The 19,314-nt window shown below is 58.0% G+C and carries 19 protein-coding genes; 3 read left to right on the top strand and 16 right to left on the bottom strand.

Features of this window, described 5'->3' with window-relative positions; translation table 11 throughout:
- Positions 1-188 precede the first annotated feature (188 nt).
- Both FHS09_RS15975 and FHS09_RS15970 read left to right on the top strand, forming a co-directional pair.
- Entirely contained in the window at positions 189-752 is a 564-nt protein-coding gene (locus tag FHS09_RS15975; RefSeq protein WP_183461736.1) for a hypothetical protein, read from the top strand.
- A gap of 344 nt (positions 753-1,096) precedes the next feature.
- Positions 1,097-2,617, top strand: a complete 1,521-nt coding sequence (locus FHS09_RS15970) for an MFS transporter (protein WP_183461734.1) — start codon at positions 1,097-1,099, stop codon at positions 2,615-2,617.
- Positions 2,618-2,639: 22 nt separating this feature from the next.
- Here the strand turns inward: FHS09_RS15970 and FHS09_RS15965 are convergent, their stop codons facing one another.
- From FHS09_RS15965 to FHS09_RS15910, 13 genes are all read right to left on the bottom strand, one after another.
- Positions 2,640-3,074 (bottom strand): type IV pilin protein, encoded by a 435-nt coding sequence (locus FHS09_RS15965; RefSeq protein WP_246395085.1) that lies wholly within the window; start codon positions 3,072-3,074, stop codon positions 2,640-2,642.
- A gap of 35 nt (positions 3,075-3,109) precedes the next feature.
- A complete protein-coding gene (locus FHS09_RS15960) occupies positions 3,110-7,219 on the bottom strand; it encodes a pilus assembly protein (protein WP_183461730.1) in 4,110 nt (1,369 codons plus the stop codon).
- A gap of 9 nt (positions 7,220-7,228) precedes the next feature.
- Positions 7,229-7,786, bottom strand: a complete 558-nt coding sequence (locus FHS09_RS15955) for a pilus assembly PilX family protein (RefSeq protein ID WP_183461728.1) — start codon at positions 7,784-7,786, stop codon at positions 7,229-7,231.
- A 17-nt stretch (positions 7,787-7,803) separates the two neighbouring features.
- Complete coding sequence (locus tag FHS09_RS15950; protein WP_183461726.1) at positions 7,804-8,865, bottom strand: PilW family protein; 1,062 nt, start codon at positions 8,863-8,865, stop codon at positions 7,804-7,806.
- 12 nt (positions 8,866-8,877) lie between these two features.
- Positions 8,878-9,312, bottom strand: a complete 435-nt coding sequence (gene pilV / locus FHS09_RS15945) for a type IV pilus modification protein PilV (RefSeq protein WP_183461724.1) — start codon at positions 9,310-9,312, stop codon at positions 8,878-8,880.
- 2 nt (positions 9,313-9,314) lie between these two features.
- Entirely contained in the window at positions 9,315-9,869 is a 555-nt protein-coding gene (locus FHS09_RS15940) for a GspH/FimT family pseudopilin (protein ID WP_183461722.1), read from the bottom strand.
- Between the two features lie 501 nt (positions 9,870-10,370).
- Positions 10,371-10,526, bottom strand: a complete 156-nt coding sequence (locus FHS09_RS22910) for an RICIN domain-containing protein (RefSeq protein ID WP_246395084.1) — start codon at positions 10,524-10,526, stop codon at positions 10,371-10,373.
- Positions 10,468-10,797 carry an RICIN domain-containing protein gene (locus tag FHS09_RS15935; RefSeq protein WP_246395083.1) on the bottom strand — a complete coding sequence of 110 codons (330 nt, stop codon included), beginning with the start codon at positions 10,795-10,797 and terminating at the stop codon, positions 10,468-10,470. The genes FHS09_RS22910 and FHS09_RS15935 overlap by 59 nt, the downstream gene beginning before the upstream one ends.
- 398 nt (positions 10,798-11,195) lie before the next feature.
- Positions 11,196-12,971, bottom strand: coding sequence for an RICIN domain-containing protein (locus FHS09_RS15930; protein ID WP_183461720.1), 1,776 nt, complete (start codon positions 12,969-12,971; stop codon positions 11,196-11,198).
- Between the two features lie 306 nt (positions 12,972-13,277).
- Positions 13,278-13,685, bottom strand: coding sequence for a roadblock/LC7 domain-containing protein (locus FHS09_RS15925; protein WP_183461717.1), 408 nt, complete (start codon positions 13,683-13,685; stop codon positions 13,278-13,280).
- A gap of 59 nt (positions 13,686-13,744) precedes the next feature.
- On the bottom strand, positions 13,745-14,152 hold the full coding sequence (locus tag FHS09_RS15920; RefSeq protein WP_183461715.1) for a hypothetical protein: 408 nt from the start codon (positions 14,150-14,152) through the stop codon (positions 13,745-13,747).
- Between the two features lie 32 nt (positions 14,153-14,184).
- A complete protein-coding gene (locus FHS09_RS15915; protein WP_183461713.1) occupies positions 14,185-15,510 on the bottom strand; it encodes a phosphatase domain-containing putative toxin in 1,326 nt (441 codons plus the stop codon).
- A gap of 17 nt (positions 15,511-15,527) precedes the next feature.
- Entirely contained in the window at positions 15,528-16,061 is a 534-nt protein-coding gene (locus FHS09_RS15910) for a GTP-binding protein (RefSeq protein WP_183461711.1), read from the bottom strand.
- Positions 16,062-16,455: 394 nt separating this feature from the next.
- Here FHS09_RS15910 and FHS09_RS15905 point away from each other — a divergent pair, with 394 nt between their 5' ends.
- Complete coding sequence (locus tag FHS09_RS15905; protein ID WP_183461709.1) at positions 16,456-16,983, top strand: hypothetical protein; 528 nt, start codon at positions 16,456-16,458, stop codon at positions 16,981-16,983.
- A gap of 320 nt (positions 16,984-17,303) precedes the next feature.
- Here the strand turns inward: FHS09_RS15905 and FHS09_RS15900 are convergent, their stop codons facing one another.
- The 3 genes from FHS09_RS15900 to FHS09_RS15890 all read right to left on the bottom strand — a co-directional run bounded on the left by FHS09_RS15900 (position 17,304) and on the right by FHS09_RS15890 (position 18,860).
- A complete protein-coding gene (locus FHS09_RS15900) occupies positions 17,304-17,936 on the bottom strand; it encodes a response regulator (protein ID WP_183461707.1) in 633 nt (210 codons plus the stop codon).
- Positions 17,937-18,004: 68 nt separating this feature from the next.
- Positions 18,005-18,211 (bottom strand): sensor histidine kinase, encoded by a 207-nt coding sequence (locus FHS09_RS15895; protein ID WP_183461705.1) that lies wholly within the window; start codon positions 18,209-18,211, stop codon positions 18,005-18,007.
- Entirely contained in the window at positions 18,192-18,860 is a 669-nt protein-coding gene (locus FHS09_RS15890; RefSeq protein ID WP_183461703.1) for a hypothetical protein, read from the bottom strand. Before FHS09_RS15890 ends, FHS09_RS15895 begins: the two co-directional genes overlap by 20 nt.
- Between the last annotated feature and the right edge of the window lie 454 nt (positions 18,861-19,314).

The raw sequence follows: 19,314 nt of genomic DNA, 5'->3' as shown, positions 1-19,314 counted from the left end.
GCTGGCAGGGCCTCCAGCCAAGCCAAAGGCCACTGGCGGGCGGTTGCCCCCGAAATCTGCATTTTGTCGTTCCCGGCGCAACATAAGCTATCTACGTCACCATAGGCCTTGAAGAGCCGGCCGGGTACCCGACAGATGTAGGGGTAGCCGTCGGCTGAACAATTCGGCAGCATTGACAGAAACAGGGAATGGTGAAGGATCTGGCGCGGGACCTGTCGGCTCACTGGTTCGGCCTGGCCATCGCCATGCAGAAACTGGGGTACCTCCGGGGTGAATACCTGGAAATGCTGGAGCAGGCCTATCTGCGCGTGCCGCGGGAGCGGGAGATCGCCTGGTGGTATGCCCATGAACTCTATCTGGACAGGGACGCCGAGAGCTTTGCCTTTGTGGCGCGCCCACTGCTTATGCAGACAAGCGGGCAGAAATTCCGCGAGCAGTTGCAGTCCATGCTGGTGGACCTGCCGGCCGATGGAGTGCGCCAGGCAGAGCGGGCCGGGGATACATTGGGCGGCACTTTTACCAAATACCGGAACTACTCAGCCTACAAGGCGCTCGCCCTGGCGTTCGATTACAAGGGCGCCTATGCACTCGGCTATGTATTCGACTCGCCCGACCAGGATGCCGCCAACGACCGGGCGCTGGAAGTGTGCGAGGCCCGGCGGGCTGAATTCAGTGTGGAAACGCCGTGTAGAGTCTATGCGGAGGGCGATAGGGTCGTCGGCGGCGCCGACGCCTCCGGGCGCCGCCTGTAGCCGAGGCCTGGCCGGAAGAGCAAATTGTCCAACAATCTGTTGGAGGTGATTGTTTTGCACTGATCCCCGGGACCGCGGAGCTCCAGCTCCGCATTCGCCGGCAATGCCGATGGCCCCCAGTGGCTCGCGCCATCCATGGCGCTCGGCCTTCGGCCAGCGGAAGCTGCCAAATCGGCAATCCTGCCGATTTGTCCCCAAGGGGAGAGGGAACAAGCTCCCCCGGCATCAGGGCTGCCACAGAGCTTTCCACCAACTCCCCTCCCCCCCACCGGGGGAGGAGGGCCCCCCTCGACACGCCTGCCACAATCGCCGTATAACCATAACCATTGATCAGCGGTGACCCCATGACCAAATCAGCATCCGGCGCGGCCGCGCCGCGGGAAAAGCAGCCCCGACTCCCCTTCTGGCAGGTGTGGAACGTCAGCCTCGGTTTCCTGGGGGTGCAGTTCGGCTTCGCCCTGCAAAACGCCAATGCCAGCCGCATTCTCTCCGACCTGGGGGCCGACCTGCACTCGCTGTCGCTGTTCTGGATAGTCGCGCCGCTGATGGGGCTTATCGTGCAGCCCATCGTCGGCTCCGCTTCGGACCGCACCTGGAACCGCTTCGGGCGCCGCAACCCCTATATCCTGTTCGGCGCCATCGCCGCGGCCCTGGGCATGGCGTTTATGCCCAATGCGGGCATTGTGGTCGCCTTTATCGCCCCGATCCTGTTCGGCGGTGTGATGCTGGCGCTGATGGATGCGGCCTTCAATGTGACCATGCAGCCGTTCCGCGCCCTGGTGTCCGATATGGTGCCCTCGGAGCAGCGCACTCTCGGCTACTCGGTGCAGTCGCTGCTGATCAATATCGGTGCCGTGTGCGGTTCCATATTGCCGTTTGTCCTCACCAATGTGATCGGCCTGGAAAATACCGCGCGGACCGGCGAGGTGGCGCCTTCGGTGATCTGGGCTTTTTACATCGGCGCCACCATGCTGCTGGGCAGCGTGCTGTGGACCGTGATGCGGACAAAAGAATATGCACCGGAGCAGTACAACGCCTTTAAGGGTATCGATGGAGAGCAGCTGGCGCGGGAGCAGGCGCAGCTCAGATCCCCGGCGCAGAAACTCAGGGGCTTTTTCAATCTGCTGTTCACCATGCCCAAAACCATGCGCCAGCTGGCGGTGGTGCAGTTCTTCTCCTGGTTCGCGCTCTTCATCATGTGGGTGTACACCACGCCGGCCATCACCCAGCATGTGTGGGGCGTGGAGGCCAAGTGGTTCGATCCCCGCTATTTGGAGAGCATCGGTGAGATACCCGCCCATATCGCCGCGGCCAAGGGCGCCGCGGGGGATTGGGTGGGGATACTCTTCGCCGCCTATTCGCTATTCGCCGCGCTCTTTTCCGTGGTGCTTACCAAAATCGCCAACACTATCGGCCGCAGGCCCACCTACGCCCTGTCGCTGGCACTGGGCGGCCTGGGTTATATCAGCTTCCTGTTGTTCCAGGGCGGGGAGCAGACGCAGGTGAACCTGCTGATTACCGAGGTGACGGTGCCCGGTGGCGCCCTCGCCCTGCTGTTGCCGATGATCGGAGTCGGTATCGCCTGGGCGGCGATACTGGCCATGCCCTACGCGATACTGTCCGACTCACTGCCGCCCAGTAAAACCGGTGTGTATATGGGGATCTTCAACTTCACCATCGCCGCGCCGCAGATTGTCTCAGCGCTGGTGGCGGGGCAGATATTGAAGGGGGTATTCGACAACCAGGCTATCTACATTATCGTGCTGGCCGGGGTGTGCATGCTGGCCGGGGCGGTCTCGGTGTTCTTCGTCAGGGAACAGCAGGTGGAAGGGGACGGCGTGGAGACGGAGCCGGCCATAGCCTGACAGGCCCGCACTCCACGGAAAGTCACCAGCAGTCGTTGACATCCAGAAGGGAGCCGTTGGAACCGCGGTTTCCCACGTGGTCCAGATTGAGGGAGGCACACTTGCTGTCCTTGGCCTGGACGCCGCCCGGCACAGGGGTGGCGGTAAGGGTGAATGTTATGGCTTTCACGTCGCTGGAGACCAGGTACATACCCTCTCGGGAAGTGATTTTTTTGCCCCCGCTTACCGCCTTGTACACGGCGCAGCTATCGTGATTGTAGGCGTTGTAGGTGGTAAAGCAGCGCTGCAGGCGCTGCGCCACGTCGCTGAGTTCCGCCTTCGCATCGGAGCGGTTGCTCTTGCGCACCGATTCCATATAGGACGGATAGGCGATGCTGGCGAGGATGCCGATAACTGCCACTACAACCATCACTTCTATCAGGGTAAATCCCCGCATTGGCCTCGTTGTCTTGTACATAGTTGTTTTGCGCATAAATAAATGAGCCTCGATCGTTAACGCAGTTGGCGCCAGGACATGCGGCCCGCCACGCCGGCGGGCAGGTTGCCTTTTGTGACTGTGATTTCGCCCTTGATGTTGCCGGTGGGCAGGTAGATGTGTTTGCCGTCGGTAATGGCTGCGGAAAGGCCCATCACCGCACTGTCCAGCATCAGGCCGCTTTGCTCGCTGTCGCCGAATATCGAGTGCCCCTGGTAGTAATCGCCTACCGCGACCAGTTCCATCAGCCAGCCGCTGCCGCCGAAGGCGCAGGGGTCGCTGGAGGTGATCAGGGTCGGGAACAGCAAGCGGTCGTATTTCAGCAGGGGTCTGCTGATAACCCGCTCTCCGGTCTTTTTGTCCGCGTAAATCAGGTCCAGGTACCAGCCATCTATATCGCTCGACCAGTCGAGGTCGCCGTCGCTCTCCACTACGCGTTGCCCGCTTTCGGAGGTGATTTTCTTTTGTTTGAGATCCTTGCGGCTGTCCGCGGTGCCCAGGGGTTCCCCCTGGTCGGCGATGGCGTAGAAACTCTGCACCGTCTCGCCCGCCGCGTTGTCGCTGTTGCTGAGGTAACGGCCGGTACCGAAGTAGACCATGACTGCGTTGTCTAGCTGCGCGTTCCGGCCCAGGGTCGGCGCCGCGGTAATCGGCTGCACTCTGTCGCTGCTGTCCCGCGCCTTGAACAGCGGCTTTTTGTCCGGGAATGCCAGGCTCCATTTGTCCGGATCGTCGTCGCTCAGGTCGAATTTCCACAGGTTGCCCTGCAGGTCGCCGGCGTAGGCCGCGGTCACCACGCCAGTGTCGTCGGTGAGCAGGCTGGGGGCAGCGAGTCCGTTGTCCCCGTTGTCGGCGGCGATCACCCTGCTCTTTTCCTTCGGCTTTTGCAGGTCCACTGCCAGCAGGCGCGCCTTGCCGCCGTCGGAATTGTAGCCGTTGCCGAAAATCACCTTCCAGCCATCTGTGGTTGGGGCGATCAGCGGCCGCCCCACCACATTGCCCAGGCCGGGAATATCGTCTTCGGTCAATTCGAACAGCACCTTGCCGGGCCCGAAGGCGGTGGGGGTGGTAACGTCCAGCGCAAAGATGCCGCGGCCGCCGGCACCCAGCGTGCCGGTGACTACCGTGTGCCACTTGCCGCCGAAATAGGCGTCCCCGACAAACAGGGGGCCGTCCATGTTGTAGCGGTGCGGATTGGCGGGCGCGCCGTAGTTGGGGGCGGTCAGGTCGCGCAGCTTGCCGAAGATGGAGGAGGGCACATAGGCGAAGGTCTCCTTGCCGGTCTTGGCGTCGAAGGCGTGCATCATGCCGTCGTTGGCGCTGACATAGAGCATTTCCCGGCGTTTTGCCTTGGCGGTCACATAGGCGGTGTAGCTGCTGCCGCCCAGTCCTTCCGGCAGGCGCTCGAACCCGAGGCTGCTGGGTCCGGCGAACACCGGGCTGGAGTTGACGATGTCGCCGAGCGGCGTTTCCCGCTCGCGCAGGCCCGCCGCGCTTTGGCCGCGCAGCCAGTTGAGCCGGGTCTTGCCGACGGCCTCGCCGGCATCGCCGGCCAGTTGGGTGCGCTGGGAATCGCTCAGCTTGTTCCAGAGGAATTCAACGCCCTTGGAGCCGTCGTAGGTGACGATGGAGCGGTTCGCGGGAGAGGTGAAGGTGCCGCTGTTTCTGCTGCTCCATTGGGTGGCGCCCAGGCTGCCGTCGTTGTTCAGGGCGACTGCCCGGATTTCTCCGCTCCAGTCGCCGCTGTTGAACAGCGCCTGGTAGACGACGGTGTCCGTGTCCAGGCGGGTGGAGTTGGTGGCCACGGCGGAGGCGGAGCCCACGCTCGCCGCCACCTGGGCCAGCGCCTTGCCCAGGTCTTCCTCCAGTTGTGCGGGGTCTACGGCGTAGAAATAGGTATTTGGCGAGGCGGCGGCGATTTCTGCCGCGGTGGCGCCGTCGTCGTCATACCCGCCCCATTTGGCGGCGTAGTAGAGGGGCGGTTCCAGGGCAGAGGCGCTGGACGTGCCCACGGCAAAAGTCCTGCTGGTGGCATCGTCTCCGCTCTGGCAGTTGTCGCAGTCCCCGGCGGTAAAGCCGTTGATGCCCGAGTGCACCTGGAAGCCGTCGGCGGTGGTGCCGCCGATGACGTAGCCGAATCCCATCTGGTGGGGGGTGGACTGGGCGATCACATTGGTGGTCACCGACACGGAATTGCCGGTGACGGTATAGTCGATGATGCCCCACATGTCCTGGTCGTAGTCGTTGCCCTGTTCGCTGTCTTCCCAGTTGACGTACAGCTTGCCGCTGTTGACGCCGGCCCCGGAGTCCTGCGCAACGATCTTAAAATCCACGATGGCGCAGTTCGAACTCGGGGTGGTTGTCGTATTGCGGCAGGCGGGCAGTAGGGTCACTTTCTGTTTCGAGCCGGGAATGGGGATCTCCACCTTGGGTATGGCCGCCGCCAGGGCGACACCGTAGGTGCGCACCTTGCGCTGGCTTGCGAAGTCCGAGCGGATGCCGGCGCTGCGCGCAAAGTGCGCCAGGCCGCCAATATGGTAGGTGCCGTCCAGGCGCGGCGCGTCCGGGCAGGTGCCGGTAACCGCTGAGAGCGCGCTCACGGTCTTGGCGGTGCACAGCTGGTTGTTGTCGGTGCCGTTGGTGCCTACGAAGTAGGAGCCGCCGTGGATGCCCTCGCCCTTACCCACCTTGTCGGTCCAGGCAGCCACGCTGTCGATGCCGAGGCCGGCGGCGGGGCCGGACACCTCGCCGTCGTAGGAGCTGGTGGAGGCATTGAACTGGATGATGTTGAGCGGTGCGCAGTAATTTTTCTCGTTCAGGGGGTCTTTCCAGGTTGCGCCCGCCAGGCCGGGTATATAGGCGCTGTCGTCGGCACTGTAGGCGGGGGTGGCGTTGAGTCCCGCCAGGTAGCGCAGGGATTCCAGGTAGATCTCCGACTGGGGGTTGCCCCAGTTGCTGCACTCGCCGTCGGCAAAGGAGGTCCGGCCGAGGTAGCAGTTGTTGGAGCCGTAGTCCCCGCCGGCGTAGCTGTAGCCGTAAATGCGCAGCAGGTTCAGTGTCTTGATGATGCTGTCGGTGGCGGAGGTGTCGAAGGTGCCGTCGGCCTTTGCATTGATCTCGTCGGTGAGGTCGCCGATATTTTTGCGCAGCACGCCGCCGGATTTGTTTTTGCCGTAGGAGCCGGTGACCAGGCCGAAGAGGATTTCGCCCTTCTCACCGTATTTCTGCAGCAGGCCGGCGGGCTTGGTATTGCCCTTGGGATAGGGACGGCAGTTGTCCTCCTCCAGCCCGGGGACGCAGACCTTTACCCGCGCGATATAGTCCCCCTCGCGGAGCTGGTGGTCCCAGATGTTCGGGTAAAAGGAATGGGCATCGATACCGCTCTGCTCCGGTTTGTTGGCGTTGCCGCTCGATACGCGGGGGTTGTTGCCGTCGAGCCAGGTGCACTGCCAGCGCTCGTTGCTGGCCCAGAGGGAGAAGTTGCCCCTGGCCACGCGCAGCAGCGGCGGGCTGTTCACCGACTGCGACAAGCCGTCCCCCGCGGTGGTGTTGCAGATAGTGATGCCGGTTTCTTCCTTCTCTTTCCGTTTGAACGGCGTGAGCTTGCGGATATCCTCGCCGTCGTAGTACTTGGCATAGGCGTGCGCATCGTGGGGGAGAAATGCCCGTTCCAACACGGTCTCCGAGCCGGTGTCGGTGGAGCGGTAACCGCCGTACAGGATCTTGCGCACCGCGTCCATGCGCGTCATGCCCGCCCAGTTGAGGAAATTGCCGCTCCATTCTCCCTCTCCGCCGCAGTAGCCGTCGGCGCCCGCCGCGCGCTCGGGCTCGAAGCGATCGTTGCGGTAGACGTAGCACTTCCCGCTATCGAAATAGCCGTAGTAGCTGTGGCTGTGTGTGTAGGTGGGATCCGGAGCACCGTCCCCGGTCAGGTCCGAGTAGTCGTCGTAGGCCTTGAAAAACAACTGGTGGTCGTTGGAGAGATTCAACATCACCAGAGGGCGCACAGGCTGCGCCAGGAACAGGGGAGATTGGGCGAGTTCCAGGGAGTGGGCGCTGTGCGCCACGCCCGCACTGAGCAGTGCTGCGCCCAGGGCAAAGCCCAGTTTACTGCTGTTTTGCGACATTGGAGCTTCCTAGCGTTTGAAAGTGGATTGGAGAACCACCGCGGAATTTTCCGTTCCGCCGACGCCGCGGCTGGTGATCCGGTAAAAAACCGTCTCTTTCGCCACGAGGCTGCTTTCAAAATCAATGGCACCGCCGTCGGCGCCCGTAACGGTGGTGGCTGTGACTTCCTCGATCACATAGCGCGGCTCTTCCAGCACCCACTGCAGGTCCAGGTCGGTCTGCACCGAGGCATAGGCGCTTTCCCAGGGGTAGCTGTCCCAGAAATCGATCGAAGAGGAACCTTTCATCGCCTTGCTGTCGGCTTTCAGGTAACCGGCCGCGGAGCCGTCGAAGGAAGGCAGGGTCATTCCTTCCAGCGCCTGCTCCCCGGCGCGCAGGCCGGCCTCCGCGGCCTGGAAGGCGAGGTTGCGGTCGCGCATGTTGCCCGCCATCAGTTCCTGTATTTTGCTGCTGCGCACGGCCGCCAGGCCCACGATCGTCATCAGCAGCAGCATCACCAGGCCCACCAGCAGCACGGCGCCGCGCTGGGTGCGGATGGGTGTGGGGTAACGGGTTGGTCCTCTCATGGTTTTCTCCTCGACGTTCAGGGCAGGCGGCTGCGGATGCCGACAGTGCTGACGAATACGTGACGCAGGCGGCGGTCTCCGGGATCTTTTTCCTCGGTGCCGGCGAAGGTGTAGGCCTGGGGCTCGGGCAGTGCGTTGTCGTCCACGCTGGCTACCAGCAACTGGATGCGCACGCCGGTCACGCAATTCCAGTCGGCGATGTCCTTTGCATTGCGGTAATTGTCGGGAATGCCGTCACCAGAGGTGTCTTCGCCGTATTCCAGCTGCATATTTTCGATTCCCACCAGCAGTTGCCGCGGGTCCTGGTTCCCTACCTGCCGCCAGAGCGCCGGACGGCCGGAAGTGGCTTCGGCGATGTAGTAGATGCTGGTTTGGATCTGGATGATCTGGGACCCGGGGCCGAAAATCGCCGATGGAGGAAGGGATGTGCCTCCCCAGCTCGCTTTGGCGTTGCCGGGGGCGGCCGAGGATTTTCCCGAGTGAACAACATTGACTTCAGTGTCGCCGTCGGCTGCCGTCAATTGAACGGCCTGGAAAATCCTGGACTTGGCACAGTCCGATACCACCAGTACGTCGTTCGGACACAGCCCGCTGAGCCGGTCGGCTCCGCCGTCGCAGGCCCGGGCCTCCCGGTTGGTGAATTCGGCGAACAATTCCGCCCCGTTATTGTTCTGCGTGACACCCACGCTGTTGCCGGTGGCTCCCCGCACCACCAGAACGTCGGTGCCGTCGACGATATCCTTCGGATAGCCCGCCGGCGCCTTGCCGCCGCCATCGTTGCTGATATCGGCGCCCTCGATCGCCACGTCGAAGCGGTAGAGCAGGGAGTCGTTCTGTTTCAGGGTATTGGTGAGGCTGGTGTGGCGACTCATGCAGCCCATAAAGCCGGCCATGCGAATATCCTGGCTGATAAATTCCATGGCCAGGCGGCCACTCTCCTGGACCCCGGAAGCGGCCTGCTGGGTGGAGAAGGTGGCGCGGCTGGAGAGAAACAGCTGTACCACGCCGGTCATTAGTATCAGGCCGAGTGTGATGGAAACCATCAGCTCCACCAGCGATATGCCCCGCTGCTTGCGCATAACCGGCAGTCCTCAGATTTTTGTGGTGTATTCGAAGGTGGAGGAATCTTCGCTCTCCTCCCCTGAACTGTTCTGTTCCGTCCACTGAATAATGACGGTACAGGCGTGCTTGGATGTGGTGCAGGAAACCGCGCTGTTGCCTTCCGGCAGCGCGGCGGCGACAATTTCCCGCCATTCGCGGAGGTCGCTTTGCACCAGGCTGTTGCCGGCCGGCGCATCGGCACCGAATTTCAGTTTGTAGCTGTCGGTATTGGCGCGGTTGATACGGATGCGGTCGAGGATGTCGTAGGCCAGGATATTGGCCTGGGAGCGCAGGTAAGCGCTGTGGTTGTACTGGAGGGAACGGTTTTGCAGTGCCGCCATACCCAGAAGGGAGGTGGATAGGATAAGCACCGTGACCATGACTTCGATCAGGCTGGAGCCGGTCTGCCTGGCTGTGGAGTTCATCCCTATTTTTCCTTGCTGCAATTGGTGCGGGCGACACTCACCATTCCCGCCGGGCCGACTGTGATGGTGCGCGCGGTGTTGCCGGCGCACCCTCTGTAGCTGAGTGTGGCGGAGATGTCGCCGCCGCCGGCGCGCCCCAGAATGCCGAGGCGGTTGTAGCGGATAAAGCCTGCGCTCTTGCCTCCCTGCGTGACGGTAAGTGATGCCTTGCCGTTCGGTACCTGCCAGCGCTGCAGTACCGCCTCGCCATTCTCTATAACCGGGGCGGCCGAGTCGTCCGAGGTGGCGGAATCGACGAAGGCTATCCAACTCTGTTTCCAATCGCCGCCGCATTTCTTTCCGTCGGCGCTGGCGCAAAGGGAGACTCGAGTTCCACGTTTCACGGCCTCACTGCGTGCGTAATTGAGAGCACCGGCGAAGTCTTCCGCCAAGGCGAGGGAGCGGTTGTTCTGAATCTGGGTGTAGAAACTCGGTACCGCGATACCGACGACGATTGCCAGGACAGCTATGGTTACCATCAATTCGACCAGCGTGAACCCCTGCTGTTTTGGCTGCATGTTTATGAAACACCTTCGCAAATTTAGAAAAAGGCCCGCGCCCGGATGGGGCCCCAGGTGCGGGAAATATCTACCTATGGGGTAGGTAGGAGGAAGGTGAGGATTTAACTCAGGTATTGCGGAAAATGTGTGACGAGGTGCGTGCACCAGATTTTCATAAGTACAACCCTTTCGCTATTCATTTTCCTATCGAATTCGACAGACGCAGGCCAAAACAGCTTTCGTTCTCAGCCGCCTCACAGAAGTCGAGACGCGAGTTGGGAAGCGGTCTCGAGCTGCCGTGAACAATGCTGAGGATTAATCGACTCTGCACCTGAGATTGCAATGATTGTGCATACAGGGTGTCGGCACCATCGGCGTTCGCTGATTTTTAGGTGGGAAAAGCCTTATTCGTGTAAGGGAATGCCGACAGGAAAGCTGCGAAGCTGCCTTATGAACTGCTCTGAACAGTGCCGGGTCGGCATGGGTACCTCTTCCTGGGACACGGGCCGGGCGCCCTCTTTAATGCATCCCTGGCAGATTGCCCGAGTGCTTGTTTATGAACGAGTAGTAGCCGTTTTCCTTTTCGGTGATAGTCCATATCTGGGAGTCAATGCCTTCATAGGTCCTCTGAGCGACGTTTGCACCATCGCTGGTATCGAGGTTGTAAACCTCCATGGCAAGGTTGCTGTTTGCCATTAATGACAGAGTAGTTGCTATCGCTGATATGGGTGATGATCCAATGCTGTGTAGGGTGGCCATTGGCGGGCCATTGATTGATGTTGGCACCTTCGGCGGTATCGCCGTTACCGACCTCGACAAGCTTTTCGGAGTGCTTGGAGGTGATGGTGTAGGTGCCATTTTCGAGCGCGTAAGCGGGTGAATTCAGCACCAGGAAAGCGCAGGTACCTACGAGTGAACAGGCTCGCCAGAGAGATTGAATAGACATGTTAGCCTCATATCGGAAAGGCACCGACTTAAGCGTAAGTGCTTCAAAGCATGAAGAAAGGCTGGTTCCTTGATAAGCTAATTGCGATAAGGCAAATCGCAAATCACGGAGATCCAGCCCGCGTTCATCCTGGTAAGGTGCTTGCCGGGACTCAACGATTCAAATACAGAAGTGCGAAAGGCGTATCAATTACTGCCAGCGAAATGGGAAATTCACCAAACAGAAAATTGATTGAAAATTCCCGGCGACTCGGTTTGAGAGGAGGGAGAGTTCAGTGGCTAAGGAGCCTCTGATCAACTGAACTCGGCGGCGGCACATCCCTGTGCCGTACTAACCCGGCAATATTGAATTGCCGGGTTAATGCGTCCGCGCGCTTTGTGCAAAACTCCAGACAGGCTTTAGAGTTTGCCGACACCGGCGCCGTCGCGCACGAGATCGGGCACAAGAGAGGAAGACACCGGCCTCGGCAGCGAAGCGCGTAGCGGTATGGCCTTGTCGAGCACGCGCGTGTCCTCCGCGAAGCCTTCACTGGTGGCGCCGTGGATCATGTTGCCCGCACATCCGCGGTTGAGATAGGAGATGCACTGCTGGCTCGCCTCCAGGAGCTGCTCTCTCGGCTGGTTCATGCTGACCGCGTAGATGTGTCCGGACTTGGTCTCATTCCATTGGCTGGGGTAGCGCACGTTGGCGAAATAGTTGCCTTCCAACAGCGCATACGAAATAGGCCGGTTGTCACCCGTTAGGCCGACATCGAAGGCGTGTCCGGGACTGTTCTCGAAGTAGTTGTTGTATGCATGGTAGAAAGTGTTGCCCACCATCTTCGGAGCGCGGCCATCGAAGTCGTGCAGCCAGTTGTTGGCGAAAGTGACATTGCCGTCGCCCTGCAGCAGCAAGTTCCAGTAGTGCTTGCCGTTGCAGTTGGGGGAGTAGACGTTGTTGCCGTCGAACCTGTTCCAGGAGATCGTCACCTCGTCCACGCTCACTCCCGATGTGTGGCCGCTGCTGATCATCTGGCGGCCGATGCGGGCGAAGTAGTTGTGGTCGATTACCACCCGTTTGGAGGTATTGAGGCGAATCGCATCGCCGCCGAAGACCAGGCCCTGATTGATGTCGGTGAACGACAGGTTGCGGATGATGACGTTTTCCACATTGTCCAGTATCAGGCCCTTGCCCTTGATGCCGGCATCGTTTCCGACGCCGATGAGGGTCTTGTTCGAGCCGACGAGCAGTGGATTGAGCCCGGCTTTGTCATACTTGGCTGTGAAGATTGTCTTGCCGTCGCAGTGTTTAAAGCTGGAGTGCATCAACAGCGTTGTCTCGGTTTTGTATGGCGCGCTGCAGATTCTGGTGGCATGGCAGGCATCTACCTCTCCCCACTGTTCGGTTTTCTTGGGGTCGCTGGTGAAATCGATCGTTCCCAGCACCTTGATGATGCGGGGCGTACCATCCTTACAATACCCACCCTCGATCGTGCCGCACAGCGCTTTTCTCAGCTCATCGGGCGTTCTGACCTCCTCCACTTGGGCGCCGACACCTCCGCCGGTCGTCCCCGCGCCGAAGCCCACGATGGCCGGGCCAATGTCGGTGGTGGTGCCGCTTTCGGGGGTGGTGCCACTGTCGGGGGATTCTCCGCAATCGCCGCTCACGGGGTTGAAATACCAACGCTGCAGTGAGTTGGCGCCGTCCTTGTACTGATAAACGTTACTCCCTTGTGCACTGCTCTCTGCAGTGAGGGATTTGCTGCTATGGCGGTTGACGATATTCCAGGAGCCGTTGCCGGATTGTTTCAGCTGCCATTGCTGGTTTTCGCGGCCAGTGGGCTCCCACTGGCGGACATCGCCGCCGTCCTCTTCGCTCCACCCCCAAACATCCAGGGAGTGGCCGCTGTGCCGGGCGATGATACTCCAGTAGCCGTCGCCCAGGTCGTTGAGGAGAAACTGCTGGTTGGGGTAACCATTGCTGCTCCATTGCTGCACATTGGCGCCGCCCTCCCTGGAGGCGTCGGCCACATCCAGGTTGTAGCCGCTGCCGAGGTTAGTGATGTTGTACGACTGGCCCGACACCGGGGCCAGGGTGCAGTTGGCCGCATGGCTTTGGGCGGCAGCCAGGCTGACAAACAGTGCGGACAGAACGGCCAGCCACAGCCTGATTCCCTGTGAGAGAGTTTTATTCATTTTAGTTCCTTGGTTGGTGAATGTGAGCAGCCCCTGGTCGGGGCTGTGCACCGGATTCATTGTTGATTTTTCCTGAAAGTAGAGGACGGAGCCTCTATGCTGCACACGATGTGTGGCGCAACTGCAGCATTCCCTGCGTGAGCTGTGAAGCGGCCTTTCGAGCTGTGAACAAGTCCGGCAACCTCGATCAACTCTGCAGTCACGATCGCAATAGCCGTATAGATGGGATTTCGACGCCATCGGCAGCTGCTGATCTACAGGTCGGTCGAGGCTTACTTTATGTGGCTTCCCATAGCGTCGTTAATATCAAGACAAGTCACCGATAACCTGATCGATTTTCTCGGCACATCGCCGCGCCTCCAGGAAAACTCTACCGAGGTTAACTGTTGGCTTTGCGGCCACTGCCAGAACTTTGTCATCCCCTACACCGACCAATAACATCAGTCCCTGTGTGCCCTCGATCAGCAGTTGCCTCATGTGCCCCCTGGAAATTTCGCTGGCAGCTCTTTCTGCGAGCGCCAGCAAGGAAGCGCACATGGCAGCAAATCGACCTTCATCGGTATTCTCAGCCAAAACGGCTCCGATGATATGGCCGTCCCTGGTTATAATGGCTGAAGCTTCAATGTCGCTGGAATTGACATTCAGCGCCCTGAGAATAGAGCGGGCAGCCCTGCCTTTCGGGGTCGGATTACCAGGTTCGGGTTTCGCATTCACCTAAACATCCTCGACGGGACCACAATGAGGGCACATCCGCTTCAACGTTACTCGTTGTATCACAGGGCCCCAGAAATCTGCGGCAGAGCGATGCGCGCCTTGGTCAACACCATTCCCAGGTTGGCGCTTTTGCGACACACAAATGTGACCACGTGGTTAGGGTACTCCTTTGTGCGCATAAATATGTGAATCAGGTTCTCACTGTTCACGATGACTTCCTGAAAGTAATGGTAATCATCCATTGGCAGACCACGGGACTTCTTCCACATGTTTTCAATGGTCACCACATTGGGCCCCTGAAACAGGTCTGCCGTCGCGGCCGCCAGCATTTCCATAACGTCCTGGGGATGGGAATCAACGGTTTTTATGGCCAGCAGCATCCCGCTACTCAAGTCAACATAGCCTGCAGCCAGGCATTCAGGGACCATGGAGATCGACTTTTGGATTACGGTGTCAAGTTGAGACATACTTTTTCCTTTCTAATATTTTGATAAATAAATCAAGCCGTGAGCATGGCTTGTTTTTGCCGTCCTTTGTCAAGGATTTTGGAAAACTTTTCCAGAAACTCCACCTGCATTTTTGACTGCACCCAACGGGGCTCGACTCGACGGACAGTTTCAAGTGCTTCCAGAGCCTCCTTACCTTCATAAATGAGATAAGCAGCAAGAATGGTTCCCGTTCGACCAAGACCCGCGCGGCAGTGCACGGCGACGCAGCCACCGTCACGACAAATAACGCGAATCTGCCTGCACAAACTGAATGCCTGGGTAAAGGAGGGCGCCTCCATATCGCCAATAGGCGACCAGATATTTGTCATATCGTGACGCGACATGGCTTCAGTGTCTGGTGTACTTTTGGTTAAGGTAATCAGGGTCGTCACGCCGACACGCCGCAGTGCTTTCAGGTCGTAGTCGATATCGAGGACTATGCCTGGGCGAGGGGTTCCCGCGAGCTCGCCCTTTTTCAGCCACAGAAACCCCCTGGGGCCAAAACTGTCGCTTACATAATCTTTGCCCGGACCGGGGCTGGTAACCGGTGCCGGCGCGCCCGGTTCCAGCGTGCCGGGATCGGAATCGGGACTCGGCAAGGAGCAGGAGCCGGTGCGGACAAAACACTTTCCCGCGTCGGTTTGTGGCCGGCTTAGCAACTGGTCAGTCGCTGCCGCCTCGACAATAGTCCCGCCTGCCAACAACATACTGTCACCGCCAAGGCGTTTGGCGTGGAGCTGGTTATGCAGCGCTATCAAGATTGAGCGGCGCCGTCCTTCAGTTGAGATATAGTCCAAGAGCCGATCCGACTCCTTGTCATCAAGTCCGTTTGTCGGTTCGTCCAGAAGCAGCAGTCGTGGCGACGTCGCCGCCAGGCGCATAATGGCCAAGTGGCGCTGTTGCGCAAGGGTAAGATGAACCACCGGTTGGTCAATATTTTCCACCAGCTCTTCAAGACCGCAGGATTTTAAAAGCCGGGCCACCAGATCGCGCTGCTGTATAGGTGACAGGACCTGACGTTCGGGTAACTCCGAAACGATATTTTCCTGGATACTGGCCATCATCAATCGTGCATTCTGTATAGTCAGCGCAGGGCGTCCCGTCTTCCCGAGCCTTCTTCCCAGGTAAACGGCATCTCCCCAGCTGCGCAGCCTGGGATTGGAATCATTGAAGCCGGCCAGCGTTCTCAACAGGGTTGACTTACCGCTGCCGCCGGGCCCGAGCAGCACCGTAATACCTCTATCAGGGATACGTAAATCGATGCTGGCCAACACGGTTTTTTTTCCAAACGCCACGCCAAAGCCGCACAGGGACAAGATTGCAGCGTCGTCGGCCACTTGCCTTTCACTAAGGATCAACGTGCAATTCCCGGGTCCAGTATCGCCAGGAGCGCCTGTAACAAGACCGAAACATCTGAGTATTTCCTGGGGTCCACCTCAAATACCGGCACAACCATGTTCATTTGCAGAAGTCTTTCCCGATACGGATCCAACGATGGAGAGGCGCTGACATCTGTGTGCGTAATCCCAAACACAACCTGTTTTTTTTGTGCGAATTCGGGAAATGCGCTCATATAGAACGCAAGGTCCGCCAAAGGATCATTGCTGGTGTTGTCAATCAGTAATACCAGGCCCAGTCCTCCGCTGGCGGTTATTTCCCACATAAAACTGAATCGCTCCTGCCCGGGCGTGCCATACAGGTGCAGCTTGTCGCCGCCAGGGAGTGAGATTGCTCCATAGTCCATGGCTACGGTTGTTGTTTCCTTGCACAATGCCACTTGGTCGCTTGCGCGACTTTCAGTATCGACAACCGGGATGTCACTGATGGTTTTTATTGCTGTGGTTTTTCCTGCGCCGACAGGCCCTGAAAAGATTATTTTATGCTCCATTGGTGCTCTTACCTGGCCGCAATTTTTTAAGAAAAGATGACAGTAATGTGCGACTCCGATGTGGCGATATTTCCGGTTTCTCGGCAGGTCGATTGATGGCTTTGATATGGCCGGCCGCTATCGATGCACTGTACACCCGGTTCATTTCTTCCTGTGAAACTTTTAATAGGCGGGCAGCAAAATAAACTGACGTGGGGCGGCGTGAAAAAAGTGACAGTATGCGAAATGTGTTCGGAGTTACCGGAAGCCGCGTAAGATTTGGCCAGCTCACCAGTTGGACAACGTCATGGAGATGGTGGCCCTCCATGAGTCGACCCGATGTCAAGTAGAATGCTACATTCCAAATCAATTCCATGGCTTGCCGCCCTGTGCGTCCGGCCGGGAGCTTGTCATCATGAGTGAGTGGCGCGATCGACAGGCTTTCTTCGGGCAGGCGCAGCAGGGATTCCAGATCCTCGCTATCGCTGAAATATTCGCCGCGTTTTCCCAGGAATATTATATTGCCCAGGTTGCGATTGCTGACTCTGATATCTTTCTTTTTTCTCAAGGAATCCTGGAATACCCTGATCAAATAATTTCCAGGAATAAAATGTCGGCTTTCCTCTTGGCTTGTCTTAAAAGTCGATGTGTTTTCTGTATTCATCTACTGTTCTCCCAGAACAAAATCATCAAGCAGGGGAATCTTGTGCAGAGCATTGGAACGATTATTCCAGGCTGCCATGATTTATTTCCCGACATTATTCAGGCTTTTGTATTGCTTCTTTATTGTCGGGACTCTAGGGAAGTCTCTCTTTCAATACGCGCTGTGAATACCTGCGGGCGGGATAAGCCGCCAACAATTGCAACGATTCTAAATGTCAGCAAGGCATGCAGGCTATCGGTGTTCGCTGGTATCAAGGTGGGCTTGGGCTTACTTGTGTAGGGATAAACTGACAAGTTACTGAGGATATTGCACCACGAGTAGGCGCGATCAAACTGGAATCAGTTGGGAGTGGCCAGCGGTAACAAGAAACTGAAAGAAGCAGAGAGGGTTAACTTTGAATAATACAGTACCAATTAACGATCCCGATGATAAATGCTGGAAGCTGTTTCACAACTGCTGCATGTGTGCTTGACGGCGCTGGTGTGCCAGCCCGGCCGGCCCCCCCCCATGTACTACTTGCGCACTCCGGTGTCTGCGCCCTGGAGGGTGCTGCCAGCCATTCGTTCGTTATGTTGTAAAACCGCTTCCAGTAAAAATCGTCAGGCTATCAACTGGTGTGCGATTGCATAGCGGATGATGTCGGCATTGCTCTTTGCATTGAGCTTTCTCATTAAACGCATTTTATGTGTGCTTACGGTTTTACTGCTGATCAACAACTGCTCGGCAATCCTATTCAAACTGGTGCCTTTGGCCAGTAATATCATAACTTCAAGTTCCCGCTCGGACAGTTGCTCGTGCGGTAAGCCGGATTTTCCATCGCTGATTGGAAAAACCAGTTGCTCTGCCAGATCGGGATCAATATAACGTTTTCCCCGGGCTATTCTGCGAATAGCGGTCAGCAGGATTTCGGGTTCACTGTCTTTGGTCAGATAGCCTGCAGCCCCGGCGGCCAGCGCACGGCGGGCGATTTGCGGTTCATTGTGCATGCTTAACACCAGGATTGGGATTGCCGGGAAATGCGCCACCAAGCGAGCAATTAGGTTGGCGCCGCTGACTCCGGGCATTGACATGTCAAGCAATACTAAGTCAACCTCGGTTTCCTTTAATAACTTAAGTGCCTGGCTGCCGTTCTCTGCTTCCGCTGTCACACAAATATCTGCGGTTAGATCAAGCAGGCGTTTAATACCTTCACGCACTATTCCGTGATCATCTGCCAATAGAATATTAATCATGCAGTTGTTTTTCCTTCGGTATTTGCACATGAAAACTGACTGTTATTTAAAGCACTATCAATGTATAACTATCCACCCAGCATTATGGCGCGCTCTGGCAAGCCGGCTAAGCCATATGATGTGCCTTTGTTGTCGTCGACATGAAAGCCTTTACCATTGTCATGGATCTGCAGGGTTAAATGCTGATCTTTTGTTGTCATTTTTATTTCTACCTTGCTGGCATCGGCATGCCGCGCCACCTTGGTAAGGGATTCCTTACTGCTGATAGCCTTCACTGCGAGCCGCCAGCGCATACCAAAGCCCAGGGTTCGGGTGCTTCTCGTAAATACTGATCACATCGTTCAATAATTCCACGCGCTCGGCCTGACGGCCCTGCTTGCTTAGCATGCGAGCAAATGACAACAATCCTATATTGAGTGAGAACGGCGACTCCAGTTTCCTTCGGCGATAAGCCGAAGTCAGCCAAAACATGACTTCACCAAGCAGTTCAGGGTGTTCAGTATCTTCTTCAAGCAGGTGGTAACTGCGGAATGCGAACTCAATGGATTGTTCAATTTTCCCTTGGTTCAGCGCAATTTTAGTCAGATTCAGCAGGGCTTCGGACTGGCCGGCACGATCAGCGATTTGAGTGGCCAGGTCCATTGCCTGGCGGTTGTGTATTTCTGCTTGCTCACTTGATCCTAATAGGAATTCAATGCGAGCCAGAAGGTTAAGCAGGTGCACGCGATCAGTTTCTGTGGCCGTATCATCCAATGCAGACCTCAAGCGTTGCGCTTCGGTATAGGCCCCGACAATATCGTTTTCGGGCATGATTCGCAGAGTGTGAAAAGAGTTGCCGGCAGCCAATGCCGGGACACAGGAAGCGAATATAAGCAAGGTAATCCAAGCTTGTCGCAGTATGCATGCAGTATCAGTCAACGACATGAAAATTAACTCTCCCTGTTTCTAACTTGTCCCGCTGGATCAGCTTACGCCGTAGAATGCCGAACTGTTCAAGCAGTCGAGACGGTGCGCGCTTTTCGGTTGTGACGCGCTGTGTGGTTCACTGGCGATCATTTGCATTTGTGGATTGAAGAACATGCGTCAGCGTGGCTGCGAGGGCCGTACGGGCACTTACGCTTTATCGGCGCCTGAGCGGTATCAGCTTGCTGATGTTCCAGGGCTGGGAGCAGACGCGGGTGGGCCTGTGGATTACCGAGATGGCGTGCGCCCGGCCTGTTGCTGCCGATGGTCGGTGACGGCATCGCCTGGTTGGATCCTGCCTATACCCTGCGCGATACTGTGCAACTCGCTGCCGGCCAGCAAAGCCAGCGCCTATAGGAGACGGGCATCTCAAAGGGGATACGTTTGCCAACTGATAAGAAGCCCCTCGACGAGG

This window comes from Microbulbifer rhizosphaerae, from assembly GCF_014191725.1.
In the GTDB taxonomy this organism is placed as follows: Bacteria; Pseudomonadota; Gammaproteobacteria; order Pseudomonadales; family Cellvibrionaceae; genus Microbulbifer; species Microbulbifer rhizosphaerae.
This window is presented reverse-complemented; position numbering and strand designations above follow the sequence as displayed.